This is a genomic window from Pseudomonas caspiana (assembly GCF_002158995.1).
GTDB classification, from domain to species: domain Bacteria; phylum Pseudomonadota; class Gammaproteobacteria; order Pseudomonadales; family Pseudomonadaceae; genus Aquipseudomonas; species Aquipseudomonas caspiana.
In genome coordinates this window covers 64,842-83,200 of record NZ_LOHF01000021.1, presented here as the reverse complement: position 1 = coordinate 83,200, position 18,359 = coordinate 64,842, and the positions used below count along the sequence as shown (strand labels likewise).

Genomic DNA, 18,359 nt, shown 5'->3' with positions numbered 1-18,359 from the left:
TCTGAAAAGATGACAAGACGGGTTTCAGCCGCGACCGACAAAGGGCATGTTGGTGGCCATGACGGTCATGTTCAGAACGTTGGCGGACAGCGGCAGGCTGGCCATATACGCAACGGCGTCGGCGATATGCTTGACGTCGATCATGGGCTCGACGGCGATCTCGCCGTTGGCCTGGCGCACGCCTTTGGTCATGCGGACCGACAGCTCGGTCAACGCATTGCCGATATCAATCTGGCTGCACGCAATATTGAACTCGCGGCCGTCCAGCGCGAGGGATTTAGTCAGGCCCAGCACCGCATGCTTACTGGCGGTATAGGGCGCAGTGAACGGTCGTGGTGTGTGCGCTGAAATCGACCCGTTATTGATGATCCGTCCACCTTGCGGCTGCTGCCGACGCATCAGCGCAAAGGCGCCCCGCGAACACAGGAACACCCCCGTCAGGTTGGTATTGATCACGTCCAGCCACTTTTCTACCGGCAACTCGTCCATTGGCACCGCAGGCGCATTGATCCCCGCATTGTTGAAGATCACGTCCAGACGACCATAGACCTCTTCGACGGTGGCAAACATTGCATCGACGCTGGCCGGGTCACGCACATCAACCGACACCGCCAGGGCTTCACGCCCTTGGCCATGGGCCTCATCGACCAGAGCCTGCAACGGTTCCAGACGACGGCCGACCACCACGACCTTGTAACCCTCAGCCAACAGAACACGAGCGACGGCCTGACCGACACCACTACCGGCACCGGTCACCAAGGCTATTTTGGAGGAAGTGTTATTGGACATTGTTGTTCTCCTTGTTTCGAATGGGGTGTTGGGCAAACAAACATGCTTCTGGATGCATCCGACCTGTAGGAGCTCGCGAGCACCGCGAGGCAGCGATGGCGCCCTGTCTGGTACACCGCTATCGCGGCCTCGCGGTGCTCGTGCCCTCCTACAGGTTCATGTTGGCTGTGCGACAGCGGCATCAGCGACACTTGGCCGGCTCTAGAGGGTCTTGCGTTGGTTTTTCTAGATCGCGGTCGGCCGCGGACCGACGCGCACTTCAAGCTGACCGACGCCGTCAATTCCTGCGCTGATCACATCGCCCGGCTGGAGTGCATCTACGCCTGGCGGCGTGCCGGTCATGATCAAATCACCCGGCCTGAGCGTGATGGATTGAGACAAGCGGCTGATCACTTCACGCACCGACCAGATCTGATTTTCCAGCGTCGAACGCTGCCGCTCCTCGCCATTCACCGCGAGCCATACGGCACCCTCGCTGGGGTGGCCAATCTGGCTCACCGGCATGATCGTCGTGACAGGCGCCGAACCATCAAACGCCTTGGCGCCGTCCCAGGGCATGCCAGCGACCTTGGCAACTTTCTGCAAGTCGCGACGGGTCAGGTCCAGCCCGGCGGCATAACCCCAGACGTGCTCCAGAGCGTTGTCCTCGGAAATGTTCGAACCGCCCTCGCCGATCGCCACCACCAGTTCGATTTCATGGCAGAACTCTTCCGTCAGCGGCGGGAAAGCGATTTCACCGAGCGCGTCAATCACCGAGCTGGCAGGCTTCATGAAGAACACCGGAGCCTCACGCGGCTGCCCGGTTGAATCTCCCCACGGGTAATTGCGCCCCAGACAAAACACGCGGCCGACCGGGAATCGGGCGTTGCTGCCCTCGACGGGCAACGTTGCAACGGTGGCGGGCGTAAATACGTAATTATTCATTGTTGTCCTCGTGCAACGTCCTGACCAGAGCGTTCAGCCTACGACGCTGAGCGTGCGCAAAGTTGGACGAAAGCGGCTTCGTCCTGGATTAAAAAGGGGTATTTGCCTTAACGGGTCTGCAACTCGATGCGATACAGACGGCCCAACAGCAGCGAGTAAGACAAGGTGCCAATCAGTGCCACACCGCCGATAAACCAGAACGCCATGGCGAACGAGCCGGTGGCATGGACGATGCCGCCAATGACAATCGGCGTGACAATCCCGCCTATGTTTGCTGCCAGGCTGGTCACCCCACCGGTGAGACCGATCAGCTCTTTAGGGGCGACTTCCGAGACTGCCGCCCAGGACGCAGATGCAATCCCCTGCGCGAAAAACGCAGTGGTCAGCACCGCAATGCACAGCGCGTTGGAGTCGGTGAAATTGACCAGCACAATCGACATACCCAGCATCGAGCCCACCACCAGCGGCAACTTGCGTGCGAAGGACATCGAGTAGCCACGACGGATCAACAGATCGGAAACGATGCCCGCCAGCAGAATGCCTACTGTGGCCCCAATGAACGGCAACACGGCGAAGATACCCACCTTGATCATGGTCAGGTGGCGCTCTTCGATCAGGTACGTCGGGAACCAGGTCAGGAAGAAATACAATGCCGAGGTGCTGGCGAACTTACCGATGCAGATTGCCCAGATTTGCCGATAGCGAAACAGCTCGGCAATCTGCCGCCAGTTGAATTTGGTGCGTTCCTGACTGCTTTTGACCAGGCCACCGCCGTCTTCGATGTACTTCAGTTCTTCCTTGCTGACCTTTTTGCAATTCAGCGGATCGCGATAGACAAACAGCCAGATGATGCCGAACACAATCCCGACCAGGCCGGTGCTGTAGAACACATGGCGCCAGTCATAAGTGGTCGCCAGCCACAACAAAACGCCGGTGAACAACGCAGTGCCCAGATACTGCCCGCACACATAAATGCTGCTGGCCATGCCCCGCTCGCGGGCCGGAAACCAGACCGTCACGGCACGGCTGTTAGCGGGGAATGCCGGGGCTTCCATGGCCCCGACAGCCAGACGCAAGCCGAATAGGGAAGCAAAGCCGCCTGCCAGGCCCTGGCATACGGTAACCGCCGACCAACTGATCAGCGAAACCCCGTAGGTGATCCGCGAACCGAAGCGGTCAGCGACAAAACCCGCTGGCACCAGCGCCAACGCATATGTCCAGGCGAAGGCGGAAAAGATCAGGCCCATCTCAACCTTGTCCAGGCCCAGGTCCTTGGCCATGAACGGTGCCGCGATAGAGATATTCACCCGGTCGACGTAGTTGATGATCGTTGCAATCAGCAACAGCGAAAGCATGAACCAGCGTCGGCGGGTCGGCAGTCGCTGGGAAGTAACGGTGTCTTTGGGGGCGGTGGCAGCGCTTGCCACTGCGGCTTGGGAGGTTTGGGTACTTGACATGAAGTAGCCTCATTATTGTTGGGAGTTGCCGGTTTTCGGACAAAGCAAGCCATCACCCTTGAACCAAGAGCGAAAAGAACTGCCGGGGGATTGAGGCGCCGTTGATCAGCAGATCAGGCGCGCAGCGGTATCAACAGGGGGGACTGAATGTGCATGAGGTGACGCGAGAAGACGCGTAAAACGGAGAGGCAAAGCGGCGAAAATCGGAAGTCATGATACGAGCACCTTTTAATTATTGTTGATAGATGTCGGTCTGCAACGGCCTTCAAGTTATCGTACAACCATGGAAAATCAATGATCCGGTTAGACCGTTTTTTCAGTTAAAGGCGGCGTACATCAAAGAAGTCCAAAAAAATTCGCCATGGGGCAACACCTGCAAATTGCCCGTACACACCCCTGAAAATACTTATTTAGAGCCTTTTAAACTTTTGTGCCATCACGCCAATGTTTTGGACATCGACGCAAACCAGTTGCTTGCATTACGGCTAACCGCGCATGCTTGGTCATCATATGAACACCAACAAATAGAGGATTGCGCCATAAAATCCCTAGCGCTCTGGAAAGACCAGCAGGAGTTGTCGTCCATGCACCTGACCCAACATGTGCCCACCTACGGCATGCAGCAACGCAGCGAGCGGGCTGATTTTTATATCCGCGACAAGACCGCCCGAAGCGCAGAAACCAGTCCCCACCGCCATGAGTATTTTCAGATCCAGATCAATCTGGGTGGCGATACCGTCCAGCACATCGGCAACGTCGAACGGCCCTTCCCGCGCAACGCTCTGGCGTTCATCCTGCCGCATCGCATGCACATGATCCCGCACCCTGCGGACAGCAACTTCATGGTCATCAACTTTTCCCAGACCTTCCTGCTCCCGCACCTGGAGTGCGACCCGCTGGATCTGGAGGACGTATCAATCCTGCTTGCGCCGGAGCTGTCACCATTCAGGTTTCAGGAACATCTGGACTTCATTCTTGAACAGAATGAGTTCGACAAAATCTGTGCGTTGCTTGAGCAGATGCGCGCGCTGGACCAGAACCGCCAGTTTGGCACCCGGGAAATGCTCAAGGGCCTGTTGCTGCAACTGATCAGCACGGTTTGCACGTTATATGGCGAGCCACTGGTGAGCCTTGCCGATGGCAATGCCGCACAACTGAGCCGTCGCGATGCATTGACACGAATGTCCGAGTACGTGCGCAAACACCTTGCCGACCCGGACCTGAGCCTGAAAAAAGTCGCCGCGGCTACCTACCTGTCGCCCACGTACCTGACCCACTGGCTGCGTAAGGAAATAGGTAAAACCTTCAGCGAACTGGTTCTGGAACGGCGTATGCACGCCGCGCGCAATTACCTGCTTAACGGCTCAAAACCCGTAGGCGAAGTCGCACGCCTGTGCGGTTTTGCAGATGAAGCGTATTTTTCGAGACGTTTTCGGCAGATACACGGGCTGCCGCCCGGGCAATTCAGACGACAGCAGCTTGAACCGGGTTTACAGAGAGTCGAGTGACGATAGCGTAGGCAAGCTCGCTCCCGGGGCTGGATCGCAGCGCTTATCAAACGAACTACAACGGTCTGGTTGGAATACCTTTTTGTAGGAGCGCATGAGCATCGCGAGGCCGCGATGGCGTTTTGTCTGATACACCGTTATCGCGGCCTCGCGGTGCTCGTGCGCTCCTACAGGTCTGTGTTTGTTGCGCGACAGCGCTGTGTCTGGAAAAAGCGCTGCGTCATCTCAAAAAACATAACTCCTGATTCGGAGTGCTTTTTTGTAGGTGCTCGTGCGCTCACAGGTCCTTGTTTACTGCGCCACAGCGCTGTGTCTGGAAAAAGCGCTGCGTCATTTCAAAAAACATAATCACCTGATTCGGAGTGCTTTTTTGTAGGAGCGCACGAGCATCGCGAGGCCGCGATGGCGTTTCGTCTGATACACCGCTATCGCGGCCTTGCGGTGCTCGTGCGCTCCTACAGGTCTGTGTTTGTTGCGCGACAGCGCCAGGCTAAAACCCCGCCGCATGCCCATCTCGGCGGCTGTCACTGGCCGCCACATAACCATGGTCCGCATCCTCTGACAGCCGCCAGATAAACTGCCCCGAACCGAAGTCCATGTACGGATCCTCCACCGACTTCAAGCGATGCCCCAAATCCCGCAAACCACCCACCGTCGCTGCGGCCAGGGTGTCCTCCAGGTCCACTGAAAAATCCCGATTGACCTTCCAGCGCGGTGCATCGCAGGCCGCCTGAGGCTGCTGGTTGTAATCCAGCATCCGCACCAGCGTCTGCAAATGACCCTGCGGCTGCATGTCCCCGCCCATTACCCCGAAACTCATCTGCGGCTTGCCGTCCTTGGTCAGGAAGGCCGGAATGATCGTATGGAACGGCCGCTTGCCCGGCGCGACCACATTGGCCGATTTCGGATCACTGGAAAAACCAGCACCACGATTCTGCAAGCTGATCCCGTACTCAGGCACCACAATCCCTGATCCAAAGCCCATGTAATTGGACTGGATGAATGAAATCATCATGCCGTTTTCATCCGCCGCACTCAGGTACACGGTGCCGCCGCTACGCGGCATGCCAAAGCCCGGATCACTGGCTTTGGCCGGATTGATGAGCCTGGCGCGGCGGTCCAGGTACGCATCGTCCAGCATCTGCTCCGGCGTCACCTCCATGCTAGAAGGATCAGCCACGTACTGATAAATATCGGCAAACGCCAGCTTCATGGCTTCGATCTGCAAGTGCTGGGATTGCGCCGAATCCAGCGGCAGTGAACCCACGTCAAAGCGCTCCAGTATTCCCAGCGCAATCAGCGCCGCAATGCCCTGCCCGTTCGGCGGGATCTCGTGTACGTCATAACCGCGATAGGATTTGGAGATCGGCTTGACCCACTCCGGCTGATAGTTGCGCAGGTCGTCAAGAGTCAGTGCCCCGCCAGTCTGCCGGGCGAAACCGACAATGGCCTCAGCGATCTCGCCTTCATAAAACGCCCGGCCACCTTGTTGGCCAAGCAGGCGCAAGGTCCGTGCGGCGTCCTTGAAGACGAACTTCTCGCCGATACGCGGCGCACGTCCGCCGGGCATGAAAGTTTCGGCAAAACCGGGCTGGGTATTGAGCAATGGCACAGCACCCGACCACTTATGCGCCACGGTGGGTGCCAGAGTCACACCGCGCTCGGCCACTTGGGCGGCCGGTTCCAGAATGTCAGCGAACGGCAGCTTGCCGAAACGCTCATGCAGCGCAGCCCAACCGGCCACTGCGCCAGGCACGGTCACTGAATCCCAACCACGTACCGGACGCTTGACGCGCCCTGCGCCATCCTCGCCGTAGCGACTGCGAAAATGCTCCAGATCCCAGGCCTGCGGCGCCGGGCCGGATGCGTTCAGGCCATGCAGTTGCTTTCCGTCCCAAAGAATCGCGAATGCGTCGCTGCCCAGTCCATTGGACACGGGCTCGACAACGGTCAACATCGCCGCAGCCGCAATCGCCGCGTCCACAGCGTTACCACCGGCCAGCAGAATATTCAGTCCGGCCTGGGCCGCGAGCGGATGCGACGTCGACACCACATTACGGGCGAACAACGGAATACGGGTGGTGGGATAAGGGTTTTGCCAATCGAAAGCCATGAGCACTCCTTGATTCAGTCTTTACGTTGTCGCCGAGCGGCACCCGGCTCCCAGAAAATCACGCGATGCTGGATCGCCCGTACGCTTTGCGCGCCGCACAGGCCGATCAGTGCCAGCAGAATCAGGCCGCTGAACATCGTCGCCATGTTCATGCTCACCGAGCTTGAAGCGATCAGATAACCCAGCCCGCTTTGCGACGAGAGAAACTCGGCCACCACCGCGCCGATCAGCGCCAGGGAAATACCGATCTGCAGCCCGGCAAAGACTTCCCCTGCCGCAGCCGGAAACTTCACATGCAGCAGCAAGTACAGGCGCGACGCAGAAAATGCCCGACAGGCGTCCAGCAGTTCCGGATCCGTGCGACGAATGCCATTGACCGTGTTGACGAACAACGGGAAGAAACACACCAGCGTCACCAGGACGATCTTCGACGTCATGCCGAAGCCGAACCAGACCAGAATGATCGGTCCCAGCGCGACCTTTGGCGTGGCCTGTAGGCCGATCAGCAGCGGGTAGACAAAGCGTTCGAAAGTCCGTGATTCAGCCAGCACCGCGCCAAGCACCACAGCCAGTACCGAACCGATCACATAGCCACTCAACGTCTCGATTACCGTTGTCGCGATGTGCGGCCACAGGGTGCCATCGGCAAAACCATTGGCCAGCGCGTGGTACACCGCCAAAGGAGGTGGCAGCAGGTAATCGGAAATACCCAGCCCGCGCACGGCCAGGTCCCAAACCAGAATCAGCACCGCCAGGCTGGTCAGTGGGTACAACAAGGGCAGAAATCTACGCATGGCTGAAATGCCTCCGCAGGTGATGACACAGCGCGGTGAACTGCGGGTCGTTGAGGGTATCGAGAGTGCGTGGGCGCGGCAGCGGGATGGGCAATTCATCAATGATGGTGCCCGGCGACGGCGACATCACCAGCACCCGGTCAGCGAGAAACACGGCTTCCTGAATGCTGTGAGTAATGAACAGCACCGACTTGCGATGCACGCTCCAGATACGCTGCAACTCAAGGGTCAATGCCTCCCGGGACATGGCATCCAGCGCAGCGAACGGCTCATCCATCAGCAGCATGCGCGGGTCATGCAGTAACATTCGGGCAATACCGACTCGCTGCTGCATGCCACCTGACAGTTCGAAAGGATAGTCATTGGCAAATGCCTGCAGGCCCACCAGCTCCAGTAACTGCAGCGCCCTCTGCCGCGCTTCGACCATGGGCAGCCCCAGGGTTTTCGCGGGCAGCAGGACGTTATCCAGCACTGACTTCCAGGGCAGCATATTGGGTTTCTGAAACACCACGCCGCTTTGCCGACTGGGCCCCTGCACCTCATTGCCCGCCAGCTCGATGCGACCACTGGAGACCGGCAACAAACCTGCCGCGAGTTTCAGCAACGTGGACTTGCCACAGCCGGACGGCCCCAACAATGCAACGAACTCACCCTCGGCAACCTTCAGGTCGATATTGCTCAACGCCTGAATATGGCCACGACGGGTTTCGTAGGTAAGCCCTACCGTTTGCAAACTCAGCGCGGCTCTCATCGTGGCACTCATCGCGAAAGGCCTTTCGCTGCAACAGCCTGCTCAAGAAAGCTCAACACCCTGCTCCAGCTGTGCTGGTTGGCCAGCGCGTTGGCCGCAGGCGTACCGCCGCCGCTGATCAACACCTTGGCCACCGGATGCAGACGCGCAATGACCGTGGTGGGCACATACGGAAAACCGATGGCATGTCCGGCGCCCTGATTCAGCACGTGCTCCACCGGCCAGGCATGACCACGCGCCTTCAGGTCCGATTCGATTTCTGCGCAATAGGCCGTCGAAGGCCAGAAACCGTCATCGTCACCCGAGATCAGCAACAGCGGACCGTTGATGTTTTCCACCGGGATACGCGCCCGCGCCACCGACGGCGCATCCTGTTGCACCGCCACAAAGGCAGGTGCCTGACGAATCGGCGCGCCCGCAGGCTCAGCCACATCGAACGGACGCCAGTCCACCAGCGGGTTGCCCTGCCAGACATTGACCAGCGGCTGCCCTTGCCAGGTCCAGGCATCGGCGTCCCGGGGTTGATCCGGTCGACCGGCGCGCAAGGTGCCGTGTACCACCGAACTGGGTACGTAACCAATGACAGCGCTGACCAATGCCGGAAAGCGCGCCCCCAACAGCAGCGCCAGTTCGCCGCCACGGGACAAACCTGCGACAGCGATAAAGCCGTTCTTGGGCTTGAGCGTGGCAACCACCCACTCCAGCGTCTGCTGAAAATATTCCAGCGGCGTATCGCTGATGTGTTCGGGGCGATTTCGCGCCTTGAAATAGCCCAGCGCCAACGCGGTATAGCCGTGAGCGGCATAGAGCGCAGCACGCTGCTCCGGTGTGCCGCCGCCAGAACCATTGAGCACCACCACGGCTGCACGGGGCTGATCACCGGCGGGTTGAAACAGCGTGGCGCTGATTCCGCCCTCCCTGATCTCGCTGCGTTGCACGCCAGGTGCCAGATAGTGCTGTGTAAACCCCGCGTTAACTTGCTGGCCCTGAGCGTCGGTCAATTGCAATTCAACACGCTGCGCCGCGAGACTTTCCTGAAGAGGTACGGAGACTGGCGGCGCAACCTGTCGCATCGACCACACCAATCCCATGGCATCGGCGCTTGACCAGTCGCCGGCGAACGGTGCGTCTCTGGTCAGATCAAGCTCACCCTGTGCGCCGATCAGAAATTGCGCCTGACTCTCCCAGCGGCTGCCGTCAGCACCGTCCATCCATGCGCGCAACTTCGCTTCGCCCGCTGCCAGCCCGGTGAAACGGATGTGCCGGGGCTGGTCGATCAGCCCTTCATCAGCGTCAATCCAGTACTGCACACTCATTGCGCCTCCTCAGCACGCTTGAGCAACGCGGCGCGGTCGAACTCACTAAAGGCGGGAACAAATTCGTTGGAGAAAATCGTGTCTACCGGCACATCGGCGGTCGGGAACTCCCCGGTTTTCGCCATGGCTGCAATCGCATCCTTGATGATCTGCAGGTTGTATTCACCCGGCACGCGGGCGCTGCCATCCGGGTGATGCAAGGTGTTGCGCAAACGGCGAACCAGCAGCTCGCGGGCATCGGCCAAACCTTTGCCGTCGGCGTCAGCCGGTTTGCTTTCCGGATGTTGGCGCCAGAACGCCTGCACGCAATACGTCGGGTTAGCCTCACAGACCAGTTGCCCCTGGGTGTAAGCACGGCCAAAACGACGGATCAGGTCCGGATTTTCCTTGAACGTGTCCACATGGGCGACGAAGCCATTGCCGGGGTTTTCCTGAAAAACCGGTGGGTAGGCAATCCGGCGAATCGGCGTACCGGACAGCTCCAGCATGTCATCCCAACTGCTGTTGAAATTGAGCGCATCGACACGTCCGGTTTTCAGCGCCTGAAAGCCCGCACCCAATGCGCCAACCGCAACAAACTCGACGTTCTTACCCGGCTCCAGCCCAGCAATTCGCAACGCGGCGCGGCTGTTGGGCAAGGTGCCCCAAGTCAAAGCTCCCACGCCGATCTGCTTACCTTTCAGATCGGCCAGGGACTTGATCGGCGAGTCCGCCAGCACCGCGTACTCCATGGTCTGACTCGGCACGCCGTTATAGAAGTAGCGCACCGGCAACGGATCCTTGCCGTTGAAGTAACTGGAAATGATCGGCTCGGCCACCGGAAAACCAAAGGTCACACGCTTGCTTGCCAGTTGAGGCAACAGCGCCCCCGCGCCTTGAAACACCACTACGTTGACCTTCAGGCCCTGCTCCTTGAACAGGCCCAGTTCTTCAGCGGCGGCGTAAGCTGCGCCGTCATGCACGGCAGGCGGGATCGCCAGCGCCACGGTTACATCATCCAGTGCCCAAACGTGGGTGGCGGCGAACATCAGGGGCACAGACAGCGGCAGCAATAACTTTGCAAGGGTCATGAGCAGTCCTTATTGAGTCAATCCAGAGAGCGCCTGATCGATCAGGGCGCGGCGGTCGATCTTGTTAGTGGTGGCGAGGGGTAATGCGTCGAGGAACCAGACCCGGCGCGGATGCTGATAAGCCGCAGCGTGCTCCAGCACGAAGCTTTTCAACTGTTGTTCGGTAGCGGCAAACCCTTCCCTCAGGACCACGAATGCGACCGGTTTATGACCTTTGATGGCGTCTTCCACGGGTACAACGCAGGCCTGCTGGACGGCGGGATGACGCTCCAGAAGCTTTTCTATTTCGCCGGGATAGATGTTCTCGCCGCCGCTGACGAACATGTCGTCGCGTCGGCCGACAAAGGTGTAGAACCCTTGCGCATCGCGGGTAAATACGTCGCCGGTGATGTAGTAACCATCCGCAGTAAACGGCAAAGGCAGGTCCGGACGATGGTGGTAACCGCTCATCAAACCGGGGCTGCGCAGCTCCAGCACACCCTGATTACTCAGCGCGCCCGCTTCGTCACGCAAGCGCACCTGAACCTTGGGGTGGGCACGACCCAGCGACATCGGTGGGCTGGGCAACCCGTCAGGATGGGGCGCAAAGACCACCGGCCCGCCTTCGGTCGTGCCATAGGCGTTGATGACTTTTGCTTCAGGCAGCAGACGATGGATTTGCTCCAGCAGGCTGGCGCTCACCGGTGCAGAGCCCATTCGCACGACGCGCACCGAGGAAAAATCGGCTTCGGCCAACAAGGCTTTTTCACTGAGCATCATGGCGATCATCGGCGGTACGGCGGTCAACCAGGTGCAGCGGTGGCGCTGAATCGCAGCGATATAACTGGCGGCAGTAAACTGCGGTAGCAGAACCGTTGTCGCATGGGAAGCAAGGCTGAGGAAGGCCAGCGCCAACGCATTCATGTGATAGAACGGCGCAGCAATCAGCGGTTTTTCATCAGCCAGACGGGTTGCCTGCAACCGGGTTTGCACCACCCATAAATGCGCAGCATGGCTGAGGATGACGCCTTTGGGTTTGCCGGTGGAGCCTGAGGTGTAGAGGATCAGCGCGGGTTCGTCTGCCAGCGGTTCGAAAGCATCAAACGGGCCGGGGTCGGCGAAAGCGGTAAGCCCCTCGGCACTTAACTCTATCGTCTCCAGCCCGGCGGGCGCTGACGGCAAACGACGCGGATCACAGAACAACAACCGCGCCCCACTGTCGGCAATCACGTAATGGATCGTGGCATTGGGAAACTTGTAATTGACCGGCACAGCCACCAGCCCCGCACGCATGATGCCCAGCACCACTGCCAGGTATTCCACGGAATTGGCGGCCAGCAGCGCAACCCGATCACCCTGAACATAACCGCGCAAGGCAAGCGCCCGGGCGATGCCGTCGGCGAGGGCGTCAAGTTCGCCGTAGGTGATGATTCTTTCTGCAGCGTCATCCCCGGCAGGAGCGAAATTGCTCGCGAGGCGGTGTGTCAGATTCGCTGCCTTGCGAACACGTTCGCTCCCACCGGTCGAGGCCGTATCGCAGACGCCAACAAACGCGATCCGGTCCCGATCAGCTTGCCGGTCAATCACGCGACCAAGGTTTTTTATGCCGTTGATCACGAGACAAACTCCAGCACGGTTTCAAATTCGGCAATCTCGACCAGCACCCGGTCCGCTTCGACCCGATGACTCAAGCCCGCCTGTTCAGCCAGCCGCGCCAGTTCAACCGGATCGACGCAACGCAAGGTGATCGCCGCAAAGCGCTCGTCTCGTTGGCTTAACCGACTGGCGGACGCACCGAAGCGCTGCTCAAGAGTGGCCTGATCGACAATGTCCAGTGCAAAGCCATCGCCCAGTTGACCGAGGGCAGCGTAGCGTGCAGCTTCCGCTTCGGGCTCTGCGCTGAGCACCGTCAGTTTGATAATCGCACTGACACCATTGGCATGCGTCAGCCACTGCCGCTGCCAGACCAGCTCCGGGGTTTCGTGGTGGCAGTAGTAAACGCGACCGGCTGCGAACTCGTTGGCCTGCAAGCGCACCGTGGTAAAACGTGCGGTCAGATCGCGCCCCTGATGCTCCACCGCACGGGAGAAGCGTTGTACCGGTTGCACCAGAAAACCGGCGCTGACCAGTTCGCTGTGAGTGGCGTGAGCATTCCTGGTATTCAGCACCAGACCGTCGATGCCCAGTGGGCTGTCCAGCACCTCCTGGCGTAATTTGCGCGTGCCCAGCGGCAGGCCGATGAGTTCGAGGTAGCCGCCCGGGAACATCATCAAATGGTTGAGTGAACCCAGCGAGTGATAGCCACGCGGCGTGAGGGTGAAACCCAGCGCAGCGAACACTTGAGCTGCGGTGTCAGTCTCAAAACGAGTGTTGATGACCAGATGATCCAGAGCGGTTTGCATGATCAGGCCTTGGGTGCAGGAGTCGAATACAGGCCACGCCCACTGGCGACCAGATGTCCCTCGCCATCGAATACCTGCGCTTCGGCCACCGAGAACTGCTTGCCGAACTTGATCACCCGGCCAGTGGCGCGCAAATCACCTTTCGCCGCACGGTGGTAGTCAACGCGCAAGTCAACGGTAGGCACGCCCTTGCCGGTTTTGGAGACCAGCGCCCAGTCGGCAGTCAGGTCAACCAGTGCCGCGAGAATGCCGCCGTGGGTATAGCCACCTTCGACGTTAACCACCCACTCTTCGCGCCATTTGGCGGTGAGCTCGATGCTGCCCTCACCCACCTCAATGACTTCAAGGCCCAGCCATTGGTGGTAAGGCCCTTTGAGCAAGCGGGCCTGAATGTCAGCTGCAGTTGGCAATGTATCGGTCATGTTTAATTTCCTGGTTGTTGAGTTTGGTAGGAGCTCACGAGCACCGAGGCAGCGATAGCGTTCTGCCTGAGCCACCGCCATCGCGGTGCTCGTGCGCGCCTACAGAAACATGCATTTCAATTCGGTTAGGCGGCTGAATTGAACGTGCAGAGCCCCATGCCGCCGAATCAAAAACTCCGGCAGCGGTACAGCGTTAAACGGTTAAAAAGGGCTCAGGGCTTGACGACAACCTTGCCCAGCACTTCGCGGTCGCGGATCAGGGCCAGGCCTTCGGCGGCCTGTTCCAGCGGCAGAACACGGTCGATCAGCGGGTCGATCTTGCCTTCAGCGATCAAGTCCAGCAGGCCCACCAGGTTTTCCTCGTAGAAGCTGTTGGAGCCCTTGATGTTCAGCTCGAAGCTCCACACGTAGCGCAAATCCTCGGCAGGATCGTGGCCTGCAGTTGCGCCGCACACCAGCAAAGTGCCGCCACGCTTCAGGCATTTGAGCGATGGCACCCAGGTGTCGCCACCGGTGAAGTTGATCACCACATCCACACCGCCTTCGTGAGTGCGGCGTTGTGGCTTGCCGTACTTGGCAATGGCCCACTTGGAGAAGTCAGTCTCGCGATAATTGAGCACGTGATCGGCACCGATTTCCTTGAGGCGCTCGCCCTTCGCATCACTCCCCGCACAGGCAATGACTTCGGCGCCAAGCAGTTTGGCGAGAATCACACTGGCCGTGCCAACGCCGCCGCTGGCACCGAGAATCAGCACCCGGTCACCCGGCTTGACGGTGTTATGGGTGATCAACATTCGGTGCGCGGTGCCGTAAGCCACCGGCAATGCCGCCGCTTGCTCGAAGCTCACCGCCGACGGCAGGCTGATCAACTGACGGGCATCCACCAGAGCGTATTCAGCCATGCCGCCGTCAACCATTTCGCCCATCAGCCCGATGTCGGGCTTCAACGGATTCACCAGAACGCGGTCGCCGACGTTCCAGCCACTGACGCCCTCGCCCAGTTCAGTAATGGTGCCCGCCAGATCGAGGCCGATCACCACCGGCAGCGGCACCTTGATGCCCGGCATGCCTTTGACGGTAAACACATCGTGGTAGTTGAAAGAAGACGCGCCAACACGGATCACGACGTGACCCTGGGTGACTGCCGGTAGCGGCTTGTCGCTTACCACACGCAGACGGTCAAGGTCGCCGTGTGCATCGAGTACCAAGGCTTTCATGGTTTTGCTCACTGGGGATTTCTCCTGAGTTGGTGATCAATCGGGGATGGATTACTTGAGGTTTTTTGATTCGGCGTAAGGCTTGGTAGCGAACAGGTCATCCTTGAGCGCGCCCTTGACCAGACCGCCCTCAATAAAGACTTTGTGCTGCAACTTCAGGGTCTCGATGTCGGCAGGCTCGAAGGACACGCGGTTCATGGCATTCCACAGGCCGACGTAAACCCTGGCGTCCTTGGTGGGCAGGTTGGCGCTCTTTTCCAGAATGCCGACTACTTCGTCGTGGTGGCTCGCGCCCCAGGCCAGGGTGTCGCGCAATGCAGCAATGACTTTGGCCACTGTCTCCGGGTGCTCATCCACCAGTTTGGCGTTCACTGCGCCAACCCCGATGTACGGCACAGCATCGGTTTTGGTCAGTTTCTTCCACTCATCCGCGAAGCTGCCCAGACGTTTAACCTTCAGTTCGTCGTCCAGTTGGTCGATGGTCAACGAACGCAAGGCCGCACCATCCACCTGCTTTTGTGAAAGGAACTGCGCCAGTCGCGATTCGTTGCCACCAATCAGCGAGAAGTCCGTGGGCTGAATGCCGTAGTTACCCGCCAATACCGTGCCAGCGATCACCGCCACCGAAGAGCCAGTGGGCGACATGCCGATCTTCTTGCCTTTGAACTCAGCCACCGACTTGATTGGTGAATCCGCAGGCACCACGAACTGCACATCTGCAGGCTGGGTCGCGGCAAAGATTTTGATCGGCACACCTTCTGCGGCGGCGCTGAAAACGCCCGCTACCGGCGCGCCGAAAGCCAGATCAATCGAGCCTGCTGCCAGTGCGCGAATCGGCGCGTTTACATCCGGAAAATGCACGAAGGTCGCGTCGATGCCGCGCTTGGCCAGAAAGTCTTTGGCTTCAAGCACCGAGCCATAGCCCAGACTGACTCCGCTGGTCCAGTAACCAATGCGGACGGCTTCGGCCGCCTGGCTGGAGAAAGAAACAAAAACAGTCATCGCCAACGCTGCGGCGGCAAAAAGCTTGCGCATGGGTGCAGTTCCTAGAGGGTTCATTGATTGGAGGTTTTCCAGCGAAACAAACGCCGTTCGAGGGGTTTGAGCACACCCGCCTCAAGCAGCAACATCAAAGTGACCAGCAAGATCGTCCAGGCGAACACCTGATCGCTCTGCACCAGATCGGCCGCCTGCCGCAGGCGGTAGCCGATACCGTCCGACGCGCCAAGGGTTTCCGCCACCAGCGACACGCGCCAGCCGAAACCGAAGGCCAGCCGCGCACCGGAAAAGAAATACGGGAGGATGGTCGGCAGATAAATCTTGACCAGGATCTGGCTGCGCGACATGCGAAACGAGCGCGCCAGATCGATGTACTGGCGTTCCACGGTCTGGGCGCCCTGCCAGACGTTGGTCAGGATCAGCGGCATCGACGTCATGAACACCACAAACACGGTGGTCGCATCGGAAATGCCGAACCAGATGATCGCGAAGATCGCCCAGATCGCAGAAGAGACCGTGTTGAACACTGCCAGGATCGGCTCAAAGAATTGCGCCAGGGTTCGGCTTGACCCCAAGGCCAGACCGAGCGGCGTACCGATCAGCGCTGCGAGGGCAAAACCGCTGAACACCCGGCCCATGGTCGCGCTCAGGTCATGCACAAAAGTCGCGCTGTGCCACAGGGTATTCAGAGCAGCGAAGACCTTCTCCGGCCCTGGCAACACGAACGACGGCAAGCGTCCAGCGGCGTACCACCAGGCAATGGCGAACACCGCCACCAGCAGCAGGCGCTGGGCCAATAGAATTACGAAACGGTTGGAAAGCATGCTGTTCATACCTTCAACCGCAATTGGCGAACCTGCTCGCTGACATCAGCGGCAGTCGGAGCGCGGGGACGCTGCAAGTCGATCCCGACAATGTCCCGAATCCGCCCCGGACGTGGCTCCAGTACGACTACGCGGTCGGCCAGCACCACGGCTTCTTCCACATCATGGGTGACGAAGACGATGGTCATGCCTTTCAACGCTTGCAGGCGCAGCAACTCATGGTGCATCTGGCTGCGGGTTTGCGGATCGAGCTTGGAGAACGGTTCATCCATCAACAGCACGCTGGGCTCCACCACCAGACTGCGCGCCAGGGCCACGCGACTGCGCATCCCCCCAGACAGCTGATGTGGCCAGGCTTTGGCGAATGCTTCCAGTTCCACCAGCCTCAGCGCCGCGTCGGCACGGGCGAGGCGCTCGGCCCTGTTCAGACCCGCCCCTTCCAGGCCAAATGCGACGTTGCTGCGCACTGTGCGCCACGGCAACAGGCGATCTTCCTGGAACATGTAGGCGACGCGACGCCAGCCGTCAAAATGTTCGGCGGCCTGGCCTTCCAGTTGCAAACTGCCCTGATCAGCTTTGAGCAGTCCGGACAGAATATTCAGCAGAGTGCTTTTGCCGCAGCCTGAAGTGCCCAGCAAGGCAAGAATTTCGCCCTGGGCGACCTGCACCGAGATATCACGCAGGACTTCCAGTTCACCAAAATTCTTGGAGATACCGTCCAGGCTTAGCGCGGGAGCTGTGATCGAGAAGAAGGCCTGCGCAGTCATCGGGCAAACCTCGCGGCGAGCATGGGCAGTGACGCACCCGATTCGCTGAGGCTGTCGTAAACCTTCTCGAGCGTCATTGCCTGAAAGGTTTCGATATGGCGGCGAGCAATCAGCTCGGCACGCTTGCCATCGCCCTCTTCAAAGGCGCTGATCATGGCGTTGTGATCGTGCTTGATCTCGGGTTTGGTGCCTTGCACATTGAAACCCAGTGCCACCAGACGGGTCATTTCATCCATGAGACCGGACAAGGTGCGCACCAGTCGTTCATTGCCCGAGGCCTCGATGATCGCCATGTGGAATGCCTTGTTGGCGTCCATGAACACATCGATCTGCTCCGACAACGGCGCCAGATGGCGAACCCGGCAGGCGGCTTCCAGCGCACGCAATTGCTCAAGATCAACCCGCCCGACAGCGAGCCGCGCCGCCATGGGTTCGAGTTGCACCCGCAGGGCAAAGATTTCTTCCACGTCTTTCAAGGTGATTGGCGCGACCTGATAGCCCTTGCGGGGGATAGAACGCAGCAGGTTTTCGTGGCACAGCCGTGTCAGCGCGATGCGGCAACTGCTTTTGCCGATGCCGTACTCGGTCATCAGGTCAGGCTCGGTAATTTTTGTGCCAGGCATCAAGCGGCAGGAAAGAATGTCGCGACGAATACGGCTGTAGGCGTCATCGCCAAAACTGGCGACTTCGGGTCTGGCGAAGGGCGTGGCGGGAGAAGTCATCTAGCGGCTCAATCCAGTCTGTGAGCAGCTCACAGAATGATTCTGTGAGGCTTACCAATGGCCACTACGCTAATCTAAAACTTCATAAATCCGAACGAACCCTTTCGGCTAAGAATATGCACCACGAGCATAACGTGGGCAGCTCACAGAGTTGAAAGGCATAAGCAAAGGCGGCGTGCTGCATCTGTAGGAAAGGCTTTAGCCGGGTGAGCAGTATTTCTCCCGAAGAATATTTGGTGAATGTCCCGGCTAACGCCGGTCTTGCGGACAACCGTGGGCTCCGTGGGAGCAGAGCTTGCTCGCGA

The 18,359-nt window shown here is 59.3% G+C and carries 17 protein-coding genes; 1 reads left to right on the top strand and 16 read right to left on the bottom strand.

The window, feature by feature from the left end:
• Nucleotides 1–24: 24 nt before the first annotated feature.
• From AUC60_RS21125 to AUC60_RS21115, 3 genes are all read right to left on the bottom strand, one after another.
• Nucleotides 25–789 carry an SDR family oxidoreductase gene (locus AUC60_RS21125; RefSeq protein WP_087272210.1) on the bottom strand — a complete coding sequence of 255 codons (765 nt, stop codon included), beginning with the start codon at nt 787–789 and terminating at the stop codon, nt 25–27.
• Between the two features lie 225 nt (nt 790–1,014).
• Nucleotides 1,015–1,713, bottom strand: coding sequence for a fumarylacetoacetate hydrolase family protein (locus tag AUC60_RS21120; protein WP_087272207.1), 699 nt, complete (start codon nt 1,711–1,713; stop codon nt 1,015–1,017).
• A 107-nt stretch (nt 1,714–1,820) separates the two neighbouring features.
• Nucleotides 1,821–3,170, bottom strand: coding sequence for an MFS transporter (locus AUC60_RS21115; RefSeq protein WP_087272203.1), 1,350 nt, complete (start codon nt 3,168–3,170; stop codon nt 1,821–1,823).
• A 617-nt stretch (nt 3,171–3,787) separates the two neighbouring features.
• On the opposite strand from AUC60_RS21115, the gene AUC60_RS21110 reads away from it, so the two are divergent.
• Nucleotides 3,788–4,678: a helix-turn-helix transcriptional regulator gene (locus tag AUC60_RS21110; protein WP_087272294.1), complete on the top strand. Its 891-nt coding sequence runs from the start codon at nt 3,788–3,790 to the stop codon at nt 4,676–4,678.
• Between the two features lie 490 nt (nt 4,679–5,168).
• On the opposite strand, the gene ggt is transcribed toward AUC60_RS21110, so the two are convergent.
• From ggt to AUC60_RS21045, 13 genes are all read right to left on the bottom strand, one after another.
• Nucleotides 5,169–6,791: a gamma-glutamyltransferase gene (gene ggt / locus AUC60_RS21105; RefSeq protein ID WP_087272198.1), complete on the bottom strand. Its 1,623-nt coding sequence runs from the start codon at nt 6,789–6,791 to the stop codon at nt 5,169–5,171.
• Nucleotides 6,792–6,805: 14 nt separating this feature from the next.
• Nucleotides 6,806–7,585, bottom strand: a complete 780-nt coding sequence (locus AUC60_RS21100; protein ID WP_087272195.1) for an ABC transporter permease — start codon at nt 7,583–7,585, stop codon at nt 6,806–6,808.
• Nucleotides 7,578–8,348 (bottom strand): ABC transporter ATP-binding protein, encoded by a 771-nt coding sequence (locus tag AUC60_RS21095; protein ID WP_087272192.1) that lies wholly within the window; start codon nt 8,346–8,348, stop codon nt 7,578–7,580. The genes AUC60_RS21100 and AUC60_RS21095 overlap by 8 nt, the downstream gene beginning before the upstream one ends.
• Nucleotides 8,345–9,652: an acyl-CoA thioester hydrolase/BAAT C-terminal domain-containing protein gene (locus AUC60_RS21090; protein ID WP_087272190.1), complete on the bottom strand. Its 1,308-nt coding sequence runs from the start codon at nt 9,650–9,652 to the stop codon at nt 8,345–8,347. Before AUC60_RS21090 ends, AUC60_RS21095 begins: the two co-directional genes overlap by 4 nt.
• On the bottom strand, nt 9,649–10,722 hold the full coding sequence (locus AUC60_RS21085) for an ABC transporter substrate-binding protein (RefSeq protein ID WP_087272187.1): 1,074 nt from the start codon (nt 10,720–10,722) through the stop codon (nt 9,649–9,651). Before AUC60_RS21085 ends, AUC60_RS21090 begins: the two co-directional genes overlap by 4 nt.
• A 9-nt stretch (nt 10,723–10,731) precedes the next feature.
• Entirely contained in the window at nt 10,732–12,318 is a 1,587-nt protein-coding gene (locus AUC60_RS21080; RefSeq protein ID WP_202973079.1) for a class I adenylate-forming enzyme family protein, read from the bottom strand.
• Entirely contained in the window at nt 12,315–13,103 is a 789-nt protein-coding gene (locus tag AUC60_RS21075) for a VOC family protein (RefSeq protein ID WP_087272184.1), read from the bottom strand. The genes AUC60_RS21080 and AUC60_RS21075 overlap by 4 nt, the downstream gene beginning before the upstream one ends.
• A gap of 2 nt (nt 13,104–13,105) precedes the next feature.
• Nucleotides 13,106–13,525 (bottom strand): PaaI family thioesterase, encoded by a 420-nt coding sequence (locus AUC60_RS21070; protein WP_087272180.1) that lies wholly within the window; start codon nt 13,523–13,525, stop codon nt 13,106–13,108.
• A gap of 212 nt (nt 13,526–13,737) precedes the next feature.
• Complete coding sequence (locus tag AUC60_RS21065; RefSeq protein WP_087272177.1) at nt 13,738–14,754, bottom strand: zinc-binding dehydrogenase; 1,017 nt, start codon at nt 14,752–14,754, stop codon at nt 13,738–13,740.
• Nucleotides 14,755–14,793: 39 nt separating this feature from the next.
• Nucleotides 14,794–15,777: an ABC transporter substrate-binding protein gene (locus AUC60_RS21060; protein WP_087272174.1), complete on the bottom strand. Its 984-nt coding sequence runs from the start codon at nt 15,775–15,777 to the stop codon at nt 14,794–14,796.
• Between the two features lie 20 nt (nt 15,778–15,797).
• On the bottom strand, nt 15,798–16,565 hold the full coding sequence (locus AUC60_RS21055; protein ID WP_087272288.1) for an ABC transporter permease: 768 nt from the start codon (nt 16,563–16,565) through the stop codon (nt 15,798–15,800).
• Between the two features lie 5 nt (nt 16,566–16,570).
• Nucleotides 16,571–17,332 (bottom strand): ABC transporter ATP-binding protein, encoded by a 762-nt coding sequence (locus tag AUC60_RS21050; RefSeq protein ID WP_087272171.1) that lies wholly within the window; start codon nt 17,330–17,332, stop codon nt 16,571–16,573.
• Complete coding sequence (locus AUC60_RS21045; RefSeq protein WP_087272168.1) at nt 17,329–18,054, bottom strand: GntR family transcriptional regulator; 726 nt, start codon at nt 18,052–18,054, stop codon at nt 17,329–17,331. Before AUC60_RS21045 ends, AUC60_RS21050 begins: the two co-directional genes overlap by 4 nt.
• Nucleotides 18,055–18,359: the final 305 nt, after the last annotated feature.

What these genes read in the sequence shown, in the direction of transcription:
- AUC60_RS21125 (WP_087272210.1), bottom strand. Translation starts at nt 789, where the DNA reads ATGTCCAATAACACTTCCTCCAAAATAGCCTTGGTGACCGGTGCCGGT.
- AUC60_RS21120 (WP_087272207.1), bottom strand. Translation starts at nt 1,713, where the DNA reads ATGAATAATTACGTATTTACGCCCGCCACCGTTGCAACGTTGCCCGTC.
- AUC60_RS21115 (WP_087272203.1), bottom strand. Translation starts at nt 3,170, where the DNA reads ATGTCAAGTACCCAAACCTCCCAAGCCGCAGTGGCAAGCGCTGCCACC.
- AUC60_RS21110 (WP_087272294.1), top strand. Translation starts at nt 3,788, where the DNA reads ATGCAGCAACGCAGCGAGCGGGCTGATTTTTATATCCGCGACAAGACC.
- ggt (WP_087272198.1), bottom strand. Translation starts at nt 6,791, where the DNA reads ATGGCTTTCGATTGGCAAAACCCTTATCCCACCACCCGTATTCCGTTG.
- AUC60_RS21100 (WP_087272195.1), bottom strand. Translation starts at nt 7,585, where the DNA reads ATGCGTAGATTTCTGCCCTTGTTGTACCCACTGACCAGCCTGGCGGTG.
- AUC60_RS21095 (WP_087272192.1), bottom strand. Translation starts at nt 8,348, where the DNA reads ATGAGTGCCACGATGAGAGCCGCGCTGAGTTTGCAAACGGTAGGGCTT.
- AUC60_RS21090 (WP_087272190.1), bottom strand. Translation starts at nt 9,652, where the DNA reads ATGAGTGTGCAGTACTGGATTGACGCTGATGAAGGGCTGATCGACCAG.
- AUC60_RS21085 (WP_087272187.1), bottom strand. Translation starts at nt 10,722, where the DNA reads ATGACCCTTGCAAAGTTATTGCTGCCGCTGTCTGTGCCCCTGATGTTC.
- AUC60_RS21075 (WP_087272184.1), bottom strand. Translation starts at nt 13,103, where the DNA reads ATGCAAACCGCTCTGGATCATCTGGTCATCAACACTCGTTTTGAGACT.
- AUC60_RS21070 (WP_087272180.1), bottom strand. Translation starts at nt 13,525, where the DNA reads ATGACCGATACATTGCCAACTGCAGCTGACATTCAGGCCCGCTTGCTC.
- AUC60_RS21060 (WP_087272174.1), bottom strand. Translation starts at nt 15,777, where the DNA reads ATGCGCAAGCTTTTTGCCGCCGCAGCGTTGGCGATGACTGTTTTTGTT.
- AUC60_RS21055 (WP_087272288.1), bottom strand. Translation starts at nt 16,565, where the DNA reads ATGCTTTCCAACCGTTTCGTAATTCTATTGGCCCAGCGCCTGCTGCTG.
- AUC60_RS21050 (WP_087272171.1), bottom strand. Translation starts at nt 17,332, where the DNA reads ATGACTGCGCAGGCCTTCTTCTCGATCACAGCTCCCGCGCTAAGCCTG.
- AUC60_RS21045 (WP_087272168.1), bottom strand. Translation starts at nt 18,054, where the DNA reads ATGACTTCTCCCGCCACGCCCTTCGCCAGACCCGAAGTCGCCAGTTTT.